The following is a 19,770-nucleotide window of genomic DNA, read 5'->3' on the forward strand; positions in this document are numbered from 1 at the left end:
ATTCCTACCAGGGGACGCTGCCGTGACGGTCGAAGAACCCGCCGCTCGGGCCGTCGCGGTCCAGGGTGGCGAGGTGGACGATCACCTCGGCGGACTCCTCGACGGTGTGGACGCCCGTGTGGTGGTTCATGTCGGTGGCGGGGTTGCCCGGATCGGCGGCGTTGACCTTGAAGCCGGGCAGCGCGCGGGCGTACTGGGAGACGATCATGTTGAGCGCGGTCTTGGAGGAGGCGTAGTCCATGGCCAGGAAGCCGTGCTCGGGACGTGCGGGGTCGGCGGCGTGGGTCAGCGAGGCCAGCGCGCTGGACACCATGACCACGCGGGGCAGCTCCGACCTGCGCAGCAGCGGCAGGAACGCGCGCGTGACGCGTACCGGGCCGAACACGTTCACCTCGTAGAGCGCGCGCAGCGGGCCCGCGTCCGTGTCGGCGGGGCTCAGCGGCGGCCCGCCGACTCCCGCGTTGTTGACCAGGACGTCCAGGCGGCCCGCCCGTTCGGCCACGTCCCGTGCCGCCGCGGCCACGGAGGCGTCGGAGGTCACGTCGAGCTCCACGAGTTCCACGTCGAGCCCCGCCAGCTCTTTCACCGCTCCGGCGCCGCGCTCGCGGTCCCTGGCGGCCAGGAACACCCGCCAGCCGAGGCCCGACAGGCGGCGGGCCGTCTCCCGGCCCAGGCCCTTGTTCGCTCCGGTGACCAGGGCCACCGTCTTCTTCTCTGCCATGGACCGATCCTGGCGGGAGGGCCCGAGCCACCGCCAGGGACGGGTGGTACCACCCCCGGCGGCGTCCGCGGAGGCAGGATCGAAGGGTGAACCGCGCAGAACTCGCCGCAGTGCTCCGATCGGCCCGCGCCCGCCTCCAGCCCCACGACGTCGGGCTGCCCGCCGGTACGCGCCGGCAGGTGCGCGGGCTGCGCAGGGAAGAGGTGGCGCTGCTGGCCGGGCTGAGCGTCGACTACGTGGTCCGTCTCGAACAGGGGCGTGGCGCGCGGCCGTCCGCGCAGGTCGTCGGCGCGCTGACGCAGGCGCTGCGGCTGGACGACGACGACCGCGACCTGGTGTTCCGGCTCGCCGGCCACGAGCCGCCGCAGCCGGGACGCGTCGGGACGATCGTCCGGCCGAGCGTGTTGCGGCTGCTCGACCGCATGTCGGACCTGCCGGTGCTGGTGTTGTCGGCCAAGGGCGACGTCCTGGCGTGGAATCCGCTGGCGGCGGCGCTGCAGGGGGACATGTCGGCCTGGCCCCGGCACCGCCGCAACCTCATCTGGCAACGTTTCCTCGGCAGCAGCCGCTGCCAGGCCGCCGCGCTCCCGGGCGAGGACGACGCCGCCGCCCGGGCCGCCGTCGGCACGCTGCGCGCCGCCCAGGCCCGCTACCCCCGCGATCCCGACCTCGCGCGGATGATCCGCGAGTTGCGCGGCGGCAGCCCGGTGTTCGACGAGCTCTGGCGCGAGGCGCGTTCGGCCACCTGGCGGACGGCGTCCAAGAGCGTCAACCATCCCGAACTGGGCACGATCACGCTCGACTGCGACACCCTCCAACTCCCCGACACCGACCAGACCGTGCTGGTGTACTCCGCCGCCCCCGGCAGCCCGGAGGCGGCGGCGCTGGACCTGCTGCGGGTGACCGGGTTGCAGCGTTTCCCTATCGCGTCACCCGGTACGTCAGGTGGGTGACGAGGTCGCTGCCCGACGGGCTGCCGACGGGTTCGAGGGCCAGCGCGCCGACGCCGTCGAACAGCCGCTCGCCGCCGCCGATCGTCACCGGCGCGACGTGCAGGCGCAACTCGTCGATGAGCCCCGCCGCCAGGTACTGGTTCACGGTCTGTGCGCCGCCGGCGATGGACACGTCGCTCTCGCCGGCCGCCTCGCGCGCCTGCGCCATGGCGGCCTCGATCCCGTCGGTGACGAAGGTGAACGTCGTGCCGCCCTTGAGCGTCAGCGGCTCGCGCGGGTGGTGGGTGAGGACGAAGACCGGCGCGTGGTACGGCGGCTCCTCGCCCCACCAGCCGGTCCAGTCCGGGTCCCAGGCGCCCCGGCCGGGGGCGAACATGTTGCGTCCCATGATGAAGGCTCCGGCGGCGGTGATGCTCTCGATGACCGCGCTGTACCGCTCGGCCTCCTCGAACATCCACCGGTGCAGGCGATCGCCCACGCCGTCGCCGAACGGCCGCTCCAGGCTCTGGTTCGGGCCCGCCGCGAAGCCGTCGAGCGATATCGCCATGTCACAGGTGACCTTGCCCATCTCACTACCTCCCGTGTCGTCGCTTCCGGGGTGAGGTCGGAGCCGCCCGCGCGTTCTTGACATCCCCGCGCGGTGTTTTTCGCGGGAACCGGCGGTGAACCGGTCCTTGCGAACGGGAGTCCGTTGCGCGGCGTTCGAAACCCGCTGTGGACAGGGGGGTGGGGGCAACGGATATTGGTAGCAAAGCGGAGGTGTTTCATGCACGCACGGCTTGACCATCTCGTCTGCTGGGTCGCGGATCCTCTCGCGTCACTGGGTTTCTACGAGCAGGTGATCGGCCTGCCCGGGGTGCGGTCCGAGCAGTTTCGCGACGGGAAGGCGCCTTTTCCCAGCGTGCGGATCTCGCCCGAGACCATCCTCGATCTGATGGCGTACGAGGCGATGCGCGGCGTCGACGAGGGCACCGGCGTCGGGGGCAGTGCCGGGCATCCGGTGAACCATCTCTGCCTGGCGGTCGGCAGGGAGGACTTCGACGCGCTGAAGGTGCGGCTGAAGCAGCACGGTGTGGAGATCACCGGCAGCGGCACGAACTCGTTCGGCGCACGGGGCATCGCCCCCGAGACCATGTACTTTCCCGATCTCGACGGGAACGTGATCGAGGTCCGTTACTACGAGTGAGCCGGGCCGCCCGGTGGCCGGAAGTGTCGGTGCGTTCTGGTACACAGGCGGCATGGGTGTGAGCGTCGATGAGTTCCTGCAGTCGCTGGATGAGCTGCCCGGAGTCCGGACGAACCACGGTGGCGAGTGGATCGGCATCAAGGTGCACGGCAAGGGCTTCGGCTACCTGTGGGAGCAGACGGAGACCGTCGGGCTGAAGGCGACGATCGAGGAGCAGATCGCGCTCGTCACCGAGCGGCCCGAGGTGTTCGAGGTGCAGTTCACGGCCGGGCGCTTCGGGTGGGTGGTGGTGCACCTTGACAAGATCGACGCAGAGGAGTTGTTCGAGCTGACGGCCGAGGCGTGGTGCCTGACCGCGCCGAAGCAGCTCGTGGCCGACTTCGAGGCGACCCATCCCCTCGGGCAGAAAGTGCAATCCGGATAATCTCTGACATATGCCCCTCATGGACGTCCGGCTGCGGGAGTGGCGCGCGGACGACGCGCCCGCGGTGCTGCGTGCCTTCCAGGTGCCCGACCTGCGCGGGCAGGCGCCCTGGCCCGTCGTCACGCTGAAGGACGCCTCGGGGTGGATCGCCTCCTGGGCGGGGGCCGGGCACGCCTTCGCCGTGACGGTTCAGGGGGACGTCCCGGGGGTCGATGAGGAGCGGGTCGTCGGCAACGTCGCGGTGGCCCGGCTCGACGGGCACGGCACCGGGTCGGTGTCGTACTGGGTCGTGCCCGAGGCGAGGGGGCGGGGGGTCGCGGTGGCGGCCACCCGGTTACTGGCGCGCTGGGCCTTCGACGAGCGCGGGCTGTTCCGGCTGGAACTCGGGCACCGGACGAACAACCCGGCGTCGTGCCGGGTGGCCACGAAGGCGGGGTTCCTGCCGGAGGGGATCGAGCGGGGGAAGCTCTGCTCCGAGGGCGTCCGCTACGACGTGGAGCGGCACGCCCGGCTGGCCACCGACTGAGCCCAACCCGGGCCCGACCGGGCCCGTCCAAGGGTCTCTCGGTGGCACGCCCGCCTAAAAGCTCGTCCGAGGCTCGCCCTGGGGCCGCCTGGCCAGTGAGGGGGCCGCTGAACTAGCCTGTGGCGGGTGGACAGCGAGAGCCGCGCCGCGGCCGGGCTGCTGGCGGCCCTGAGCCGGGCGTCGGAGATTCTCGCCGGATTACGCCACCCGTTCGCGCGCAGCGAGCACTACTCCTATTTCTTCCCGCCCGCCGGAGCCCGCGTCGGCACCGCGCTCACCCTGCCCGACGGCCGCGAGGTGCGCTTCGAGGTCTCGATCTCCGCGTCCGGCGACGCCTTTCAGGTGGAAGGAGCGGTGGAGTCGGAGGGGGAGAGGCTGCTGGAGCTGTCGCGGCGGAGCGTACGCGATCTGCGCGACGGGCTGGCGGTGTTCGACGACTACGCGGCGGAGGTGGCGGCGCCGGCAGCACGGCTGATCGGGGAGATGGTGGAAGAATTGTCGGACAACTAGACGAACGATGTCTGGTTGTCTGACAATGAGGGCATGCGAAATGGACCGCTCGCCGTCGTCGGCGCCGCCATGCTCTGGGGGACCGCGGGCACGGCCGGGTTGCTGGTGTCCGCCGACTCGGTGGCGCTGGCCGCCGCCCGTCTGGTGATCGGTGGCGCGGTGCTGCTGGTGGTCGCCGGGGCCGGCATCAGGAAGGTGATCACGCCGGCGCTGGTGCTGGGCGCGGTGGCGGCGGCCGGGTACCAGCTCTGCTTCTTCGCGGCTGTCGCCCGCACCGGGGTGGCCATCGGGACAGTCGTCGCGATCGGCAGCGGCCCCGTGTTCACCGGGCTGCTGGTCTGGGTGCTGCACCGGCGCAGGCCGTCGGGGCGGTGGGCGGCGGCGACCGCGGCGGCCATCTGCGGCTGCGCCGCGCTGATCGTGGGCGGCGGCGCCGACGCGGGGGCGCAGGTGCTGTCCGGGATCGCGTTCGCGCTGCTCGGCGGGCTGCTGTACGCCTTCTACGCCGTCATCGCGGCCCGCGCGATCGGCCGGGGCGGCGAGTCGAACGCGGTCATGGGCGTGCTGTTCGGCGGGGCCGCGGTGCTCATGGTGCCGGTGCTCGCCGTCGGCGGGGTCGGGTGGCTGGGCGAGCCGCGGGCCCTGCTCGCCGTGCTCTACCTCGGGCTCGGGACCACGGCCCTGGCCTGCTTCCTGTACGGCCGGGGGCTGCGGGGCACACCCGTGGCCACCGCCGCGACGCTGACGCTGGCCGAGCCGGCGGTCGCCGCGCTGCTCGGGCTGGTGGTGCTGGGCGAGCGGCTGGCCCCGGTCTCGATCGCCGGGCTGGTCCTGCTGGGGCTGAGCCTGGCGGTGGTGGCCGTACCCGAAAAGGGGAGCGTACGTGAACGAAAAGCGGAAAACGGACGGCTGCCGGAAAGAGAGCTAGAGTCCCAACCGTGACCTTGCCGCTCAGACCCGTCTCCACCGTCGGCGCGCTCGCCGACGCCCTGCGCGGCAGGGTGCTGTCCGGCGAGATCGCGCCCGGCACCGCGCTGCCCGAGCAGGAGATCGCCGCCTCCTACGGCGTCGCCCGTCCGACCGTGCGGGAGGCGCTGGCGAGCCTGGTTCACGAGGGGCTGCTCAGACGTGAGCGCAACCGCAGTGCCTATGTCCCGGAAGTGACGCTTTCGGACCTCGAAGATCTCATGTACGTCCGTCGCCCCCTGGAAGATCTCATGGCCAGGGCCGTCACCGGCCGGGCGGTGCCGGGGGCGGAGGCGGCGCTGCACCGGTTGGCCGCGCTGCCCGCGGACGCGCCCTGGTCGGAGACCGTGGCCGAGCACATGGCGCTGCACCAGGCGCTCATCGAGGCCGTCGGCAGCCCCCGGCTGGAGCGGCTCTACGGCGTGCTGGCCGCCGAGACGCGGCTCGGGCTGGTGCGCCTGCGCGAGGTGTACAAGGATCGGGACGTACTGGTCAGCGAACACCGCGAACTGCTCGACGCCATCGCGAACGGGCCGGAGGAGGCCGCCAGGGCCGCGGTCGAGGCCCATCTCGGCCACTCCTGGGGCGGCGACGGCCGGGTGCGCGGGCACCTTTGAGCGCGAACCCTTGCGGGACCGGCCGGTAACTCGCAAGAATCGCGGCCATGCACGGCAATCCGATGCCGGACTCCTACGTGTACGTCACGGAAGAGGGCGTCACTCGTCACTATGCGGACGGTAGCGTCGAAGCCCTCGCGTGGGAGGACGTGGTGGAGGTCCGTGTCGTCACCGAAACCGGGGAAGACGTCCACTACATCCTGCTCGACCGCGAGGGAGAGAACTGCGTCGTGCCGCGTTCGGCCACCGACGCCACGTTTCTGGCCCGCCTGCGGTACCTGCCCGACTTCGACCTCGACCGGCTGACCCTGGCCGCCGACTCGGCGCACGACGGCGTGGTGGTCGTCTGGCGCAGCCCCGACCCGCCGTCGGCGCTGCCCGACCTCGAGTACGACTAGCCGCGCCGGGCTGCTTCACATAACGGCAACCTGCGGAAATGTCGCAGTAAATACCCCATTTCACCTCTTGAACTGCTGCCACTTGTGGACCGTTCCGTCAAGCCCTCGGAGGGCCTGACAATCGTCCGAATGTGGACAATTGCCGGTATTCCTCATGCCGGAATCGATCTTTACTCTTTAGTGGGGGCCGCCGCCCTTGTTGTGCGTGGGACTTGTCAACCCATGTGGCTCAAGGAACGTCCAGTTATCGCGGTGCACAGAGTTGTCAGGGTGGTGCTATGAGGGTGGGGACTGGGGAGTCCGTCGTCGTGCTCCTCGAGGCCGTGCCGCGCCGCGCGTCGAGCATCTGGACGCGTGCGTACTTACGGCTCCTGTTATCCGGGGACACGGTGTGCGCGCTGCTCGCATGCGTCTGCGTGCTGGGCCTGCGGCTGATCGCCGGCGCGTACGTCCCGCTGGTCGAGTTCCTGCTGGGACTCGGCCTCGTCATCGCCTGGCCCGTCGCGCTGATGATGGGCGGCGCGTATCGCCAGCGCGCCAACGGCGAGGGAACGGAGGAGTTCAAGGCCGTCTTCAACGGCGGCGCCGGGCTGATGGCGACCGTGGCCATCACGGCCTACGCCACGCAGGCCGCCATCGCGCGCAGCTTCGTGATGGCGATGTTGCCGCTGGCCCTGCTCACGACGTTGTACTACCGCTACCGCATGCGCAAGCGGCTCCACCGGAGGAGAGCGGTGGGCGACTACATGCGCCAGGTGATCGCGGTCGGGCACCGGGAGTCGATTCTCGACCTGGTGGTGCAGTTCCGGCGGCAGCCGTACCACGGCATGCGGGTGGTGGGCGCGTGCCTGCCCGACGGCTCCATCGACGTGGACCTCGACGGCATCCCGGTGCTGGGCTCGTTCGGCGACGTGGCCGGGGTGGTCGAGCGGGAGCGGGCCGACGCGGTGGCGGTGCTGGCCTGCCCGGAACTGGACGGCGCGGCGCTGCGCCGGCTGGCCTGGAGCCTGGAGAGCGCGCGTACGGACCTGTTCGTGGCCCCCGCGCTCCTCGACGTGGCCGGGCCGCGGATCAGCATCAAGCCGGTCGCGGGGATGCCGCTGCTACATGTGGAGCATCCCGAGTTCGACGGCATGCGCGGATTCGTGAAAAGCGTGTTCGACCGGGTGGTGGCCGGGCTGGCGCTGCTGGTGCTGGCACTGCCGCTGCTGGGGATAGCGCTGCTGATCCGCCTGACGAGCCCGGGGCCGGCGTTCTTTTACCAGACAAGAGTCGGCAAAAGCGGCAAAGAGTTCCGTGTTTTCAAATACCGGACAATGGTGGTGGACGCCGAACGGCTCAAGGGCGCGCTGCTGGAGGCGAACGAGTTCGACGGAGTGCTGTTCAAGATTAGGAACGATCCAAGGATCACCCGGGTCGGCGCCTTCCTGCGCAAGTACTCCCTCGACGAGCTCCCCCAGCTCCTGAACGTCCTGCGCGGCGAGATGTCCCTCGTCGGCCCGCGTCCGCCGCTGCCGGAAGAGGTGGCCGCCTACGGGGCCGACGTCCGCCGCCGCCTGATGGTCAAGCCGGGCATGACCGGGTTGTGGCAGGTCAGCGGGCGCTCCGACCTGACGTGGGAGGAGTCGGTCCGCCTCGACCTGAGGTACGTGGAGAACTGGTCGCTCATCCTCGACCTGCAGATCCTGTGGAAGACCTGGTCCGTCGTCACCCGTGGAGAAGGGGCGTACTAGAGGTGAAGGCACTCGTGCTCGCCGGAGGGGCGGGCACCCGGTTGCGGCCCATCACGCACACCTCGGCCAAGCAACTGGTCCCGGTCGCGAACAAACCGGTCCTGTTCTACGGGCTGGAGGCCATCGCGGAGGCGGGGATCGAGGAGCTCGGCCTGGTGGTGGGGGACACGCACGCGGAGATCGAGGCGGCCGTGGGGGACGGCTCGGCGTTCGGGCTCCAGGTGACGTACCTGCGCCAGGAGGCCCCGCTCGGGCTGGCCCACGGCGTGCTGATCGCCCGCGACTACCTGGGCGACGACGACTTCGTCATGTACCTGGGTGACAACTTCGTCGTGGGCGGCATCAGCGACCTGGTGAACAGGTTCGCCGAGGAGCGGCCGGCCGCCCAGATCCTGCTGACCGAGGTCGGCGACCCGCGCCAGTTCGGCGTGGCCGAACTCGACGCCGAGGGACGCGTGATCGGCCTGGAGGAGAAGCCCGAGCGGCCCAAGAGCGATCTGGCGCTGGTCGGCGTCTACCTGTTCAGCCCGGCCGTGCACGCGGCGGTGGCGGAGCTCAAACCGTCGTGGCGGGGCGAGCTGGAGATCACCGACGCGATCCAGTGGCTGATCGAGTCGGGCCGGCGCGTCGAGTCGTCGGTGATCTCGGGCTACTGGAAGGACACCGGCAACGTCACCGACATGCTGGAGGTCAACCGGCTCGTGCTGGAGTCGGTCGAGCCCAGGATCGAGGGGCGGGTGGACGCGGCCAGCGAGCTCATCGGCCGCGTCGCGATCGAGCCGGGCGCGGTGGTCGAACGCTCGCGCGTGGTCGGCCCGGCGATCATCGGCGGCGGCGCCCGGATCCAGGACAGCTACGTGGGCCCGTACACCTCCATCGGCGCCTCCTGCGCCATCACGGGCAGCGAGATCGAGTACTCGATCGTGCTGCCCAGAGCCTCGATCGCCGGCGTCGGCCGGATCGAGTCCTCGCTGATCGGACATGACGTCGAGGTCACCCCGGCGCCCAACACGCCCAGAGCCCACCGTCTCGTACTGGGCGATCACAGCAAGGTACAGATCAGTTCATGACAAGAATTCTGGTGACGGGTGGCGCGGGATTCATCGGCTCCCACTTCGTCCGGAACCTCCACGACGCGCACGTCACCGTCCTGGACAAGCTGACGTACGCGGGCGACCGCGCCAACCTCGAAGGCGCGCCCCACGAGTTCGTGCACGGGGACATCTGCGACGCCGACCTGCTCGCGCGCGTGGTGCCCGGCCACGACCTCGTGGTCAACTTCGCCGCCGAGTCCCACGTGGACCGCTCGATCGAGGGCCCGGCCGCGTTCATGCGCACCAACGCGCTCGGCACCCAGACGCTGCTGCAGGCGTGCCTGGAGGCCGGGGTGCCGAAGGTGGTGCAGGTCTCGACCGACGAGGTGTACGGCTCCATCGACATCGGCTCGTGGGACGAGGCCGCCCCGGTGCGGCCCCGGTCGCCGTACGCGGCCTCGAAGGCGAGCGGCGACCTGATCGCCCGCGCCTACGCGGTCACGTACGGGATGAACGTCTCGATCACCCGGTGCGGCAACAACTACGGGCCCCGGCAGTACCCCGAGAAGCTCATCCCGCTGTTCGTCACGAACCTGCTGCGCGGCAGGAAGGTGCCGCTGTACGGGGACGGCGGCAACGTACGGGACTGGATCCACGTCGAGGACCACTGCGCGGGCATCCGCCTGGTCGCCGAGCGGGGCGGCCCCGGCGAGGTCTACCACATCGCGGGCACGGCCGAGCTGACCAACAAGGAGCTCACCACCCGCCTGCTCGAAGCCTGCGGCCGGGGCTGGGACATGGTCGAGTACGTCGCCGACCGCAAGGGCCACGACCGCAGGTACTCGCTGGACGACTCCAAGCTGCGGGCACTCGGCTACCGGCCGGAGATCCCGTTCGAGCAGGGGCTCAAGGACACGGTCCGCTGGTACGCCGAGCACCGGGACCGGTGGCGGAGTTGACCTTCCCTTCAGGCCGGGAGGCCGCATGAGGTGGCTCGTCACGGGGGCCGGCGGCATGCTGGCCGCCGACGTCCTCGACCGGACCGCGCTGACCGGCGAGCCGGTGCTCGCGCTCGGCCGGGCCGAACTGGACGTGTGCGACCGGCGCGCGGTGCGCGACTTCGTCTCCGCCTACCGCCCCGGGGTGGTGCTGAACTGCGCCGCCTGGACGGCGGTGGACGACGCCGAGACGCACGAGGCCGAGGCGCTGGCGGTCAACGGGCAGGCCGCGCGCTGGCTGGCCGAGGCGTGCGACCGGGTGGGGGCCCGGCTCGTGCACGTCTCGACCGACTACGTCTTCGACGGGGCGGCCGGGCCGCCGTACGCGGAGCACGCGCCGACCGGCCCGCTGAACGCCTACGGCAGGACCAAGCTGGCGGGCGAGCGCGCGGTGCTGGAGCACGGCCACTACGTGGTGCGCACCGCCTGGCTGTACGGCGCGCACGGCGCGAACTTCGCCACCACCATGATCAGGCTGGCCGGGGAGCGGCCCGCCGTGGACGTGGTGGACGACCAGCACGGCCAGCCCACCTGGACCGCCGACCTGGCCGACTACCTGGTCCGGCTGGCGGGCTCGGACCTGCCGCCCGGCGTCTACCACGGCACCAGCGCCGGCGAGACGACCTGGTGCGGGTTCGCCAAGGAGATCTTCACGCTGCTGGGCGCGGACCCGGAGCGGGTGCGGCCGGTGCCCGCGTCGGCCTTCCCCCGCCCGGCCCGGCGGCCGGCCAACAGCGTGCTGGCGCACACCCGGTGGGAGCCGATCCGGCACTGGCGCGCGGCGCTGCACGCGGCCTGGCCCGTCCTGGCGAGGAGCCCCCAGTGCAGCCCCGCCTAGCCCGCCCGGCGCAGCGTGGCGTAGAGGTCCTGGCAGGCCCGGTGGTCGGGCAGCAGCCCGGCGCCGAGCGCCTCCTCCAGGGTGGGGGCCTTGGCGTCCTTGTCCGACAGCACGGGCCGCACGCCGGCCGGCCACGCGATCCCGAGCGCCGGGTCGAGCGGGTGCACGGCGTGCTCCCGGGCCGGCGCGTACGGCTCGGAGCACAGGTAGAGCACCGTGGCCCGCTCGCTGAGCGCCATGAAGGCGTGCCCGAGGCCCTCGGAGACCAGCACGGCGCTCCTGGTCACGTCGTCCAGCGGCACGGCCTCCCACCGGCCGAAGCCGGGCGATCCGGCCCGGAGGTCCACGACGACGTCGAGGATGCTGCCGGACACGCACATCACGTACTTGGCCTGTCCGGGCGGCACGTCCGCGAAGTGCACGCCGCGCAGCACGCCGCGGGCCGAGACGGAGCAGTTGACCTGGGCCAGGTCGAACCGCCGTCCGGGAAGGGCGTCGGCGCGGAAGGCCTCGAAGAACGAGCCGCGGGGGTCGGCGTGGACGGGCGGCGTGTGGCGCCAGGCGCCATCGATGCCGAGGGGATCCATGGGCTGACAGTAACGACAGCACCGGCCCCCGCGAAATATCAATCTGTTGGAGCGTGCGAATGATGACTTGCCGGTTATGCGGATCGACCGACCTCGCCGGTGTGGTGGACCTGGGGGCGACTCCGCCCTGCGAACGGATCCTCACCGCCGAGCAGCTCGACGAGCCCGAGGTGACCTACCCGCTGCACCTGCGCGTGTGCACGTCGTGCTGGCTCGCGCAGATCCCGCCGCTGATCACCCCCGAGGAGACCTTCACGGACTACGCCTACTTCTCCTCCTACTCGGCCTCCTGGGTCGAGCACGCCCGCGCCTTCGTGGCGGGGCTCGACCTGCGGCCGGACTCGTTCGTGGTCGAGGTGGCCAGCAACGACGGCTACCTGCTGCGGCACGTGGTGGACCGGGGGGTGCGCTGCCTGGGCGTCGAGCCGTCGGTGAACGTCGGCCAGGCCGCCAGGGACCGCGGCGTGCCCACGGTGACGGCGTTCCTGACGCCCGAGAGCGCGCGGGCGGTCGTGCGGGAGCACGGCAAGGCCGACTACGTGGTGGCCAACAACGTCTACGCGCACATCCCCGACGTGATCGGCTTCACCGAGGGGCTGCGCACCCTGGTCGCCGACGACGGGCTGGTCTCCGTCGAGGTGCAGCACCTGCTCACGCTGATGCAGCTCAACCAGTACGACACGATCTACCACGAGCACTTCCAGTACTACACGGTCGCCTCCGCGCAGCGGGCGCTGGCCGGTGGCGGGCTGACGCTGGTGGACGTGGAGCTGCTGACCACCCACGGCGGCTCGATCCGGTTGTGGGCGGCGCCGTCCGGCGTCCCGTCCCCGCGGGTGGCCGACGTGCTGGCCATGGAGAAGGCCGCCGGGCTGCACGACATCTCCGGCTACATCCACTTCACCGAGCGGGTGGCCAAGGTCCGGCGCGACCTGCTGAGCTTCCTGGTCAGCACAGTCGAGGACGGCGCCACGGTGGTCGGGTACGGGGCCCCGGGCAAGGGCAACACGCTGCTCAACCACTGCGGGGTGCGGCCGGACCTGCTGCCGTACACGGTGGACCGCAACCCGTACAAGCACGGCAGGTTCACGCCGGGCGCGCGCATCCCGATCTTCCCGCCCGAGCGCATCGCCGCCGACCGGCCGGACTACGTGCTCGTCCTGCCGTGGAACCTGCGTGACGAGCTGATCGACCAGCTCTCCTACATCCGCGACTGGGGTGGCCGGCTGGTCTTCCCCATCCCCACTCTGGAGGTCGTGTGAAGGTCGTCCTCTTCTGCGGCGGCTACGGCACCCGGATGCGCACGGGCGCTCCCGGCGACGCTCCCAAACCGATGCAGCTCGTCGGGCCCAGGCCGCTGATCTGGCATGTCATGCGCTACTACGCGCACTTCGGGCACAAGGAGTTCGTGCTCTGCCTCGGTTACGGGGCCGAGCAGATCAAGGACTTCTTCCTCAGGTACGAGGAGACCGCCTCCAACGACTTCGTGCTGCGCGGCGGCGGCGTCGAGCTGCTGGCCACCGACATCTCCGACTGGACGATCTCGTTCATCCACACGGGCGTCGAGTCGTCGATCGGGGAGCGGCTGCGCCGGGTCCGCGACCACCTCCAGGGCGACGAGATGTTCCTGGCCAACTACGCCGACGTGCTCACCGACGCGCCGCTGCCGGAGATCATCACGAGGTTCGAGACGTCGGAGGCCGGGGGCGCGCTGATGGCCGTGCCGCCGCCCGGCACCTTCCACTGCGTGGAGATCGCCGAGGACGGCCTGGTCGGGCAGATCACCGCCGTCACCGAGATGCCGTTATGGGTCAACGGCGGATATTTCGTCTTACGCCAGGAGATCTTCGATCACATCCCGGAGAACGGCGACCTGCTCGTGGACGGTTGCAAGGAACTGGCCAAGCGCGGCCGGCTGATGGCCTACCCCTACCGCGGCTACTGGCGGCCCACCGACACCGTCAACCAGCGCCTGGAACTGGACCGCGCCTACTCGCGCGGCCACCGCCCGTGGGCCCTGTGGGAGCACGCGTGAACCGGCTCTACCCCAGCGGCCTGCGCCGGGTGGCCCTGCTCGCCGCGCACTGCGACGACCTCGCCATCGGCGCGGGCGCGACCCTCCTGGTGATGTGCACCTCCCACCCCGGCCTCCAGGTGGACGCGCTGGTGCTCTCCGGGGGCGGGACCGCCCGCGAGGAGGAGGAGCACAACGCGCTCGCCGCCTTCTGCCCCGGCGCCGACCTGCGGCTGACCGTGGGCAAACTGCCCGACGGCCGGCTGCCGGCCCACTGGGACGACGCCAAGAACGCGGTCGAGGAACTGCGGATGCGCACCGAGCCGGACCTGATCCTCGCCCCGCAGGCCGGCGACGCGCACCAGGACCACCGCGGCCTGGCGCGGCTGGTGCCCACCGCCTTCCGCGACCACCTCACGCTCGGCTACGAGATCCTCAAGTGGGACGGCGACCTCGGCCGGCCCAACGCGTACCAGCCGCTCGACCTCGCGCTGGCCGAGCGCAAGATCTCCCTGCTCTGGGAGCACTACCCCTCCCAGAGACACCGCCCCTGGTTCGACAGGGAGGCGTTCCTCGGGCTGGCCAGGATCCGCGGCATCGAGTGTCACGCACGTTACGCCGAGGCGTTCTACCTGCCCAAACTCGCTCTAGATCTAGCTGGAGGCTGATCGCACATGCGTGTCTTACTCACGGGGCACCAGGGCTACCTCGGCACGGTCATGGCCCCCATGCTCGCCAAGGCCGGCCACGAGGTGGTGGGCCTGGACTCGGGGCTCTTCGCCGCGTGCGTGCTCGGCCCCGCGCCGGACGAGCCGCGGGGACACCGCGTCGACCTGCGCGACGTACCGGCGGATCTGCTGGAGGGCATCGACGCGGTGATCCACCTGGCCGCGCTCTCGAACGACCCGCTCGGCGCCCTCGCGCCCGAGCTGACCTACGACATCAACCACCACGCCTCCGTACGGCTGGCCCGGCTCGCCAAGGAGGCGGGCGTGCGCCGCTTCCTGTACGCCTCCACCTGCTCCGTGTACGGGGCCTCCGGCGGCGACGACCTGCTCGACGAGGACGCCCCGCTGCGGCCCGTCACCCCGTACGCCGAGTCGAAGGTGCGCGTCGAGGACGAGCTGGTCGAGCTGGCCGACGCCGGCTTCACGCCGGTGTTCCTGCGCAACGCGACCGCGTTCGGGTTCTCGCCCCGGCTGCGGGCCGACATCGTGCTGAACAACCTCGTCGGCCACGCCCACCTGACCGGGCAGGTCCGGGTGCTCTCGGACGGCACCCCGTGGCGGCCCCTGGTGCACGTCGCCGACATCGCCGACGCGTTCCTGGCCGCGCTCACCGCGCCGCGCGAGGCCGTGCACGCCAGGGCGTTCAACGTGGGCGGCGAGATGAACAACCTGACCGTGGCCGAGATCGCCGAGCACGTCGTGGAGGCGGTGCCCGGCTCGGAGCTGCTGATCACCGGTGAGACCGGCGCCGACCCGCGCTCCTACCGGGTCTCCTTCACCCGCATCCGCGAGGCGCTGCCCGGCTACCACGCCCGCTGGACGGTGAAGGCGGGCGCCGTCGAGCTGGCCGACGCCTACCGCTACCACGGGCTGACCGCCGACGACTTCCGGCAGCGCTACACCCGGCTGGCCTGGCTGGCCGACCGGCGTACGGACGGGACCGTCTCCGAGGAGCTGCGCACGTGACCGGGGAGGAGATGCACGCCCTGGTGGAGCGGCTCTACCCGCTGTGCCGCTCCATCACGGGCGACGGCGTGCGCGCCACCCTGGACGTCGTCGGGGAACTGCTGGAGCTGGCGGTGCACGAGGTGCCGACCGGGACGCGGGTGCTCGACTGGACGATCCCCCAGGAGTGGAACATCCGCGACGCCTACGTCAAGGATCCGGCGGGCCGCCGGGTGGTGGACTTCGAACGCTCCAACCTGCACGTCGTGGGCTACAGCGTGCCGGTGTCGGCGACCATGACCCTGGAGGAGCTGCGGCCCCGCCTGCACACGCTGCCCGGGCAGCCGGGGCTGGTGCCGTACCGGACCTCGTACTACGCCGAGACGTGGGGGTTCTGCCTGAGCCAGGACACGCTCGACGGGATGGGCGAAGGGCCGTACGAGGTGGTGATCGACTCGACGCTGTCCGACGGGCACCTGACCTACGCCGAGCACGTCGTGCCGGGGCGCACCGACGACGAGGTGCTGATCTCGTGCCACGTCTGTCACCCGTCGCTGGCCAACGACAACCTGGCCGGGATCGCCGTCGCCACCGCCCTGGCCGCCGGGCTGGCGCGCGGGCCGCGCCCGCGTCACACCTACCGGTTCCTGTTCGCGCCCGGCACGATCGGCGCGATCACGTGGCTGGCGCGCAACCGGGAGCGGGCCGGGCGGGTCCGGCACGGGCTCACGCTGGCCTGCGCGGGCGACCGGGGCGGGCTGACGTACAAACGCAGCAGGCGCGGCGACGCGCCCATCGACAGGGTGATGGCGCACGTGCTGCGCGAGCGGCCGCACACGATCGTGGACTTCTCGCCGTACGGCTACGACGAGCGGCAGTTCTGCTCGCCCGGCTTCGACCTGCCGGTCGGCAGCCTGACCAGGACGCCGTACGCGGGCTACCCCGAGTACCACACCTCCGGTGACGACCTGGACTTCGTCTCGCCGCGGGCCATGGCCGACACCCTGGACGCGCTGCGGTCGGCGGTCGAGGTGCTGGAGCAGGACGGCCGTTACGAGAACCTCAGCCCGTACGGCGAGCCGCAACTCGGCAGGCGCGGCCTGTACGGATCTCTCGGCGGCCGGAGTGACACGAAACAAGCGCAAATGGCGATGTTATGGGTGTTGAACCTGTCCGACGGCGAGCACAGCCTGCTGGACGTCGCCGGCCGGTCGGGCCTGCCCTTCCGCGCGGTCGCCGAGGCGTCCGCCGCGCTGGAGGCCGCGGGCCTGCTCAAACGGGTGGGAGAGGGCGGATGAATCTGCGGGTGGGGGACCTCGTCGAGGTGCGGAGCGCGGCGGAGATCCTGGCGACGCTGGACGAGCGGGGCGAACTGGACGACCTCCCGTTCATGCCGGAGATGCTGGCCTTCTGCGGGCGGCGGATGACCGTGCACAAGGTCGCGCACAAGCTGTGCGACACGATCAGCCGCAGCGGCATGCGGCGCATGGACGACGCGGTGCACCTGACCGGCGCGCGGTGCGACGGCGGCGGCCACGGCGGCTGCCAGACCGCCTGCTCGCTGTACTGGAAGTCGGCCTGGCTCAAACGGGTCGAGCCCGGCGAGCCGGCGGCCCCGGCGATCCCGGAGGAGCGGCTGCTGAAACTGCTGGACGCCAACACCCGCAAGGGCCCGGACGGCTACGCCTGCCAGGCCACCGAGCTGCTCCGGGCCGCGCCCACCTGCCTGCCCTTCCGCGACCTCGGCCAGTACGTCACCGACGTGCGCAGCGGCAACGTGGGCGTGGCCCAGACCGTCCGCACGTTCCTGGTGGGCCTGTTCAACCGCTTCCAGGACGTCAGCAGGAAGCGCCTGCCGCGCCCCCTGTGGATCCGGCGCGGGCTGCGCTGGGGCTTCATCGAGGGCCGGGCCGGCAAGGTCACGCCGACGGCCACGCTCGGCCTGCGGCCCGGCGAGCTGGTCCGGATCAGGTCCAAGGACGAGATCCTCGACACGCTCAACGACGACCTGCTCAACCGCGGGATGGGCTTCGAGGAGGAGATGGCGCGCTACTGCGGCAGGACCGCCCGCGTCCGGGCCAGGGTCGAGCGCTGCCTGGATGAGAAGACCGGCCGGATGCTCACCATGAAGAGCCCGTGCATCATCCTCGACGACCTCGTCTGCGAGGGCGTCTACAACGCCAACTGCCCGCGCGAGTTCGTGCCGTTCTGGCGGGAGATCTGGCTGGAGAGGGTCGAGAGTCCGTGAGCGAGGTCGGCGACATCGGCCGTAAGGCCGGTCGTGGCCTGCGCTGGAGCCTGCTGGGCAACCTGGTGATGAAGGCGGGCTCGTTCGTGATGAGCCTGATCCTGGCCAGGCTGCTGGTGCCGGAGGACTTCGGCGTGTTCGCGATCGCGCTGGCGGCCACCCAGTTCGTCATCTACATCAACGACGCCGGGGTGATCGCGGCGACCGTGCAGTGGCGGGGCCGGCTGGAGGAGATCGCGCCCACCGCCACCGTCGTGGCGATCCTGTCCAGCGTCGCCCTCTACGCGCTGTTCTGGGTGATCGCCCCGTTCTACGCGCGGCTGGCCGGGAGCGAGGACGCCATCTGGGTGATCCGCATCCTCATGGCCACCAACCTCGTCTACGGGCTGACCGCGGTGCGCAGCGCCGCGCTCATGCGCCGCTTCGAGCAGGACAAGCTGGCCTGGGCCAACCTGGCCGGGTTCGTGGCCAACGCCTCCGTCTCCATCACCCTGGCCGCGAACGGCGCCGGGGCCTACAGCTTCGCCTGGGGGCAGCTCAGCGGGGGTGTGCTGACCGGGGTGCTGGTGGTGGTGCTGGCCCGGGTCCGGATCGAACTGGGCTTCGACCGCGTGCAGGCCGCGCGGCTGCTGCGCTTCGGGCTGCCGCTCTGCGTCAGCCTCGGCATCGAGGGCCTGCTGCTCAACGTGGACTCCGTCATCGTCGGCGACGTGCTCGGGCCGGTCTGGCTGGGCTTCTACCTGCTCGCCTTCAACATCTCGAGCTGGGTGCCCGGCCTGGTCGGCACCGCCGTCCGGTACGTCGCGCTGCCCAGCTTCGCGCGCCTGGCCGAGGAGGGCGCCGAGTCGATGCGGGAGGGCGTGCGGCGGGCCGTCCCGCTGCTGGCCGGCATGGTGCTGCCGATCGCCGTGCTGATGGGTACGCTCGCCCCGTCGGTCGTGGAGTTCCTGTACGGCCCGTCCTGGCTGCCCGCGGCCCAGGTGCTGCGCTTCCTGGCGATCGTGATGGCCGTGCGCATGCTGACGCTGCTCATCACCGACATCCTGGCCGCGCTCGGCCGGACGAAGGCGACCATGTGGGTCAACCTGTGCTGGGCCGTCGCGCTGGTGCCCGCGCTGCTGCTGGGGGCGCGGCTCGACGGCATCCAGGGCGCCGCCATGGCGCACGCGGTCATCGCCGTGGTCGTGGCGCTGCCGCTGCTGGCCGTGGCCCTGAACCGGTCGGGGGTGCCCGTGGGGCTGGTCGGCGCGGGGCTGGTCAGGCCGCTGGTGGGGGCGGTGCCGGCGGGCCTCGTCATGGCCGGGCTCGCCGCGGTGGTCGACGGGGCGTTCGCCGAGCTGTGCGTGGCCGGCGGCGGTGGGCTGCTGCTGTTCACGCTCGTCGTGGTGCCGCGCGCCGCGCTGACGCGACTCGTACGCCAAAGGAGGGCGCATGCACCACTCTGAGCTCGTCTCGATCGCGCTGCCCGTGCGCAACGGGGCCGACCGGCTGGCGGCCGTGGTCGGCTCGGTGCTGGCCCAGGACCATCCGCACGTCGAGCTGGTCATCTCCGACAACGCCTCCACGGACGGCACCGAGGAGCTGTGCCGCGACCTGGCCGCCCGCGACCCCAGGATCGTCTACCACCGCCATCCGGAGAACGTCGGCCTGCTCGGCAACTTCCGGCACGCGGCCCGCATCTCGCGCGGGGCCTACATCCGGTGGATCGGCGACGACGACCGGCTGGAGCCCGCGTGCGTCTCGCGGGCGCTGGCCGCCTTCGCCGCCGACGAGCGGCTCGTGCTGGTGACCAACCAGGTCGCCTACACCGGCCCCGACGGGCAGGTCAGCACGGTCCCGTACACCGGTGCGGGGCTGGGCTCCGACGACCCGGTGGAACGTTTCGCCGAGATGCTGCGCCTGCTCAACGAGAGCCCGTACCTGATCGATCCGCTCTACGGCCTGCTGCGGCGCGGGCCCGCGACCGGCATCCCGCGGCGCAACATGCTGCGCGAGGACGAGGTGTTCGCGGCCAAGCTGGCCCTGGCGGGCCCGTGGGCGCACGTCCCCGAGGTGCTCTCGCACCGCAACTGGCGGCTGGAGCGGATCGGCCGCATCGCCCGCCGCCTCGACGTGCCGTCCTGGCAGTCCCGCCTGGCCAACACCCTTCAGTGCAGGGAGCTGCTGAGATGGCTGAGCGAGGCGGAGCTCACCGAGGAGCAGCGGCGGCGGGCACGCGGCGCGGTGCTGCGCATGTACGCCCGACGCCAGCGGCGCACGATCGCCCATCGCGGTCGCAGGCTGCTGGCCATGGCCCGCCTGGTGTAACACGTCCGATGAGCGGAGCGATTTCCCGTTTGCATCG

General features: G+C 71.5%; 23 protein-coding genes. 20 read left to right on the forward strand and 3 right to left on the reverse strand.

What is annotated here, in order from left to right; all coding sequences use genetic code 11:
• Window positions 1–4: 4 nt before the first annotated feature.
• Window positions 5–721, reverse strand: coding sequence for an SDR family oxidoreductase (locus FAF44_RS13335; RefSeq protein ID WP_237103427.1), 717 nt, complete (start codon window positions 719–721; stop codon window positions 5–7).
• An 86-nt stretch (window positions 722–807) separates the two neighbouring features.
• Here FAF44_RS13335 and FAF44_RS13340 point away from each other — a divergent pair, with 86 nt between their 5' ends.
• Window positions 808–1,674, forward strand: coding sequence for a helix-turn-helix domain-containing protein (locus FAF44_RS13340; protein WP_237103428.1), 867 nt, complete (start codon window positions 808–810; stop codon window positions 1,672–1,674).
• Here the strand turns inward: FAF44_RS13340 and FAF44_RS13345 are convergent.
• Window positions 1,643–2,242 (reverse strand): dihydrofolate reductase family protein, encoded by a 600-nt coding sequence (locus FAF44_RS13345; RefSeq protein ID WP_272894454.1) that lies wholly within the window; start codon window positions 2,240–2,242, stop codon window positions 1,643–1,645. The genes FAF44_RS13340 and FAF44_RS13345 overlap by 32 nt on opposite strands.
• A gap of 198 nt (window positions 2,243–2,440) precedes the next feature.
• Between FAF44_RS13345 and FAF44_RS13350 the strand changes: the two genes are divergently transcribed.
• The 11 genes from FAF44_RS13350 to rfbD all read left to right on the forward strand — a co-directional run bounded on the left by FAF44_RS13350 (window position 2,441) and on the right by rfbD (window position 10,904).
• Window positions 2,441–2,860, forward strand: coding sequence for a VOC family protein (locus FAF44_RS13350; RefSeq protein ID WP_237103430.1), 420 nt, complete (start codon window positions 2,441–2,443; stop codon window positions 2,858–2,860).
• A gap of 52 nt (window positions 2,861–2,912) precedes the next feature.
• Complete coding sequence (locus FAF44_RS13355; RefSeq protein ID WP_237103431.1) at window positions 2,913–3,284, forward strand: MmcQ/YjbR family DNA-binding protein; 372 nt, start codon at window positions 2,913–2,915, stop codon at window positions 3,282–3,284.
• Window positions 3,285–3,294: 10 nt separating this feature from the next.
• On the forward strand, window positions 3,295–3,810 hold the full coding sequence (locus FAF44_RS13360; protein ID WP_237103432.1) for a GNAT family N-acetyltransferase: 516 nt from the start codon (window positions 3,295–3,297) through the stop codon (window positions 3,808–3,810).
• Window positions 3,811–3,936: 126 nt separating this feature from the next.
• Complete coding sequence (locus tag FAF44_RS13365) at window positions 3,937–4,320, forward strand: hypothetical protein (RefSeq protein WP_237103433.1); 384 nt, start codon at window positions 3,937–3,939, stop codon at window positions 4,318–4,320.
• Between the two features lie 33 nt (window positions 4,321–4,353).
• Window positions 4,354–5,262: a DMT family transporter gene (locus FAF44_RS13370; RefSeq protein ID WP_237103434.1), complete on the forward strand. Its 909-nt coding sequence runs from the start codon at window positions 4,354–4,356 to the stop codon at window positions 5,260–5,262.
• Window positions 5,259–5,903, forward strand: coding sequence for a GntR family transcriptional regulator (locus tag FAF44_RS13375; protein WP_237103435.1), 645 nt, complete (start codon window positions 5,259–5,261; stop codon window positions 5,901–5,903). Before FAF44_RS13370 ends, FAF44_RS13375 begins: the two co-directional genes overlap by 4 nt.
• Before the next feature lie 47 nt (window positions 5,904–5,950).
• A complete protein-coding gene (locus FAF44_RS13380; RefSeq protein WP_237103436.1) occupies window positions 5,951–6,301 on the forward strand; it encodes a hypothetical protein in 351 nt (116 codons plus the stop codon).
• A 278-nt stretch (window positions 6,302–6,579) separates the two neighbouring features.
• On the forward strand, window positions 6,580–8,034 hold the full coding sequence (locus FAF44_RS13385) for a sugar transferase (protein ID WP_237103437.1): 1,455 nt from the start codon (window positions 6,580–6,582) through the stop codon (window positions 8,032–8,034).
• 2 nt (window positions 8,035–8,036) lie between these two features.
• On the forward strand, window positions 8,037–9,104 hold the full coding sequence (locus FAF44_RS13390; protein WP_237103438.1) for a glucose-1-phosphate thymidylyltransferase: 1,068 nt from the start codon (window positions 8,037–8,039) through the stop codon (window positions 9,102–9,104).
• Entirely contained in the window at window positions 9,101–10,027 is a 927-nt protein-coding gene (gene rfbB, locus FAF44_RS13395; RefSeq protein WP_237103439.1) for a dTDP-glucose 4,6-dehydratase, read from the forward strand. Before FAF44_RS13390 ends, rfbB begins: the two co-directional genes overlap by 4 nt.
• A gap of 25 nt (window positions 10,028–10,052) precedes the next feature.
• A complete protein-coding gene (gene rfbD, locus FAF44_RS13400) occupies window positions 10,053–10,904 on the forward strand; it encodes a dTDP-4-dehydrorhamnose reductase (protein ID WP_237103440.1) in 852 nt (283 codons plus the stop codon).
• On the opposite strand, the gene FAF44_RS13405 is transcribed toward rfbD, so the two are convergent.
• On the reverse strand, window positions 10,901–11,491 hold the full coding sequence (locus FAF44_RS13405) for a dTDP-4-dehydrorhamnose 3,5-epimerase family protein (protein WP_237103441.1): 591 nt from the start codon (window positions 11,489–11,491) through the stop codon (window positions 10,901–10,903). The genes rfbD and FAF44_RS13405 overlap by 4 nt on opposite strands.
• Before the next feature lie 59 nt (window positions 11,492–11,550).
• Between FAF44_RS13405 and FAF44_RS13410 the strand changes: the two genes are divergently transcribed.
• Genes FAF44_RS13410 through FAF44_RS13445 form a run of 8 tightly spaced genes read left to right on the forward strand, consistent with a single transcriptional unit; the run spans window position 11,551 to window position 19,733 of the window.
• Complete coding sequence (locus FAF44_RS13410) at window positions 11,551–12,753, forward strand: class I SAM-dependent methyltransferase (RefSeq protein WP_237103469.1); 1,203 nt, start codon at window positions 11,551–11,553, stop codon at window positions 12,751–12,753.
• Window positions 12,750–13,526 (forward strand): glucose-1-phosphate cytidylyltransferase, encoded by a 777-nt coding sequence (locus FAF44_RS13415; protein WP_237103442.1) that lies wholly within the window; start codon window positions 12,750–12,752, stop codon window positions 13,524–13,526. Before FAF44_RS13410 ends, FAF44_RS13415 begins: the two co-directional genes overlap by 4 nt.
• Entirely contained in the window at window positions 13,523–14,173 is a 651-nt protein-coding gene (locus tag FAF44_RS13420) for a PIG-L deacetylase family protein (protein ID WP_237103443.1), read from the forward strand. Before FAF44_RS13415 ends, FAF44_RS13420 begins: the two co-directional genes overlap by 4 nt.
• Window positions 14,174–14,179: 6 nt before the next feature.
• Entirely contained in the window at window positions 14,180–15,199 is a 1,020-nt protein-coding gene (locus FAF44_RS13425) for an NAD(P)-dependent oxidoreductase (protein ID WP_237103444.1), read from the forward strand.
• The gene (locus FAF44_RS13430) at window positions 15,196–16,476 is read left to right on the forward strand and encodes a DUF4910 domain-containing protein (protein WP_237103445.1); all 1,281 of its coding nucleotides are present in this window, start codon (window positions 15,196–15,198) and stop codon (window positions 16,474–16,476) included. Before FAF44_RS13425 ends, FAF44_RS13430 begins: the two co-directional genes overlap by 4 nt.
• Window positions 16,473–17,426 carry a hypothetical protein gene (locus FAF44_RS13435; protein ID WP_237103446.1) on the forward strand — a complete coding sequence of 318 codons (954 nt, stop codon included), beginning with the start codon at window positions 16,473–16,475 and terminating at the stop codon, window positions 17,424–17,426. The genes FAF44_RS13430 and FAF44_RS13435 overlap by 4 nt, the downstream gene beginning before the upstream one ends.
• The gene (locus FAF44_RS13440; protein ID WP_237103447.1) at window positions 17,423–18,871 is read left to right on the forward strand and encodes an oligosaccharide flippase family protein; all 1,449 of its coding nucleotides are present in this window, start codon (window positions 17,423–17,425) and stop codon (window positions 18,869–18,871) included. The genes FAF44_RS13435 and FAF44_RS13440 overlap by 4 nt, the downstream gene beginning before the upstream one ends.
• Entirely contained in the window at window positions 18,858–19,733 is an 876-nt protein-coding gene (locus FAF44_RS13445) for a glycosyltransferase family 2 protein (RefSeq protein WP_237103448.1), read from the forward strand. Before FAF44_RS13440 ends, FAF44_RS13445 begins: the two co-directional genes overlap by 14 nt.
• Window positions 19,734–19,770: the final 37 nt, after the last annotated feature.

This window comes from Nonomuraea sp. MG754425 (genome assembly GCF_021699195.1).
In the GTDB taxonomy this organism is placed as follows: domain Bacteria; phylum Actinomycetota; class Actinomycetes; order Streptosporangiales; family Streptosporangiaceae; genus Nonomuraea.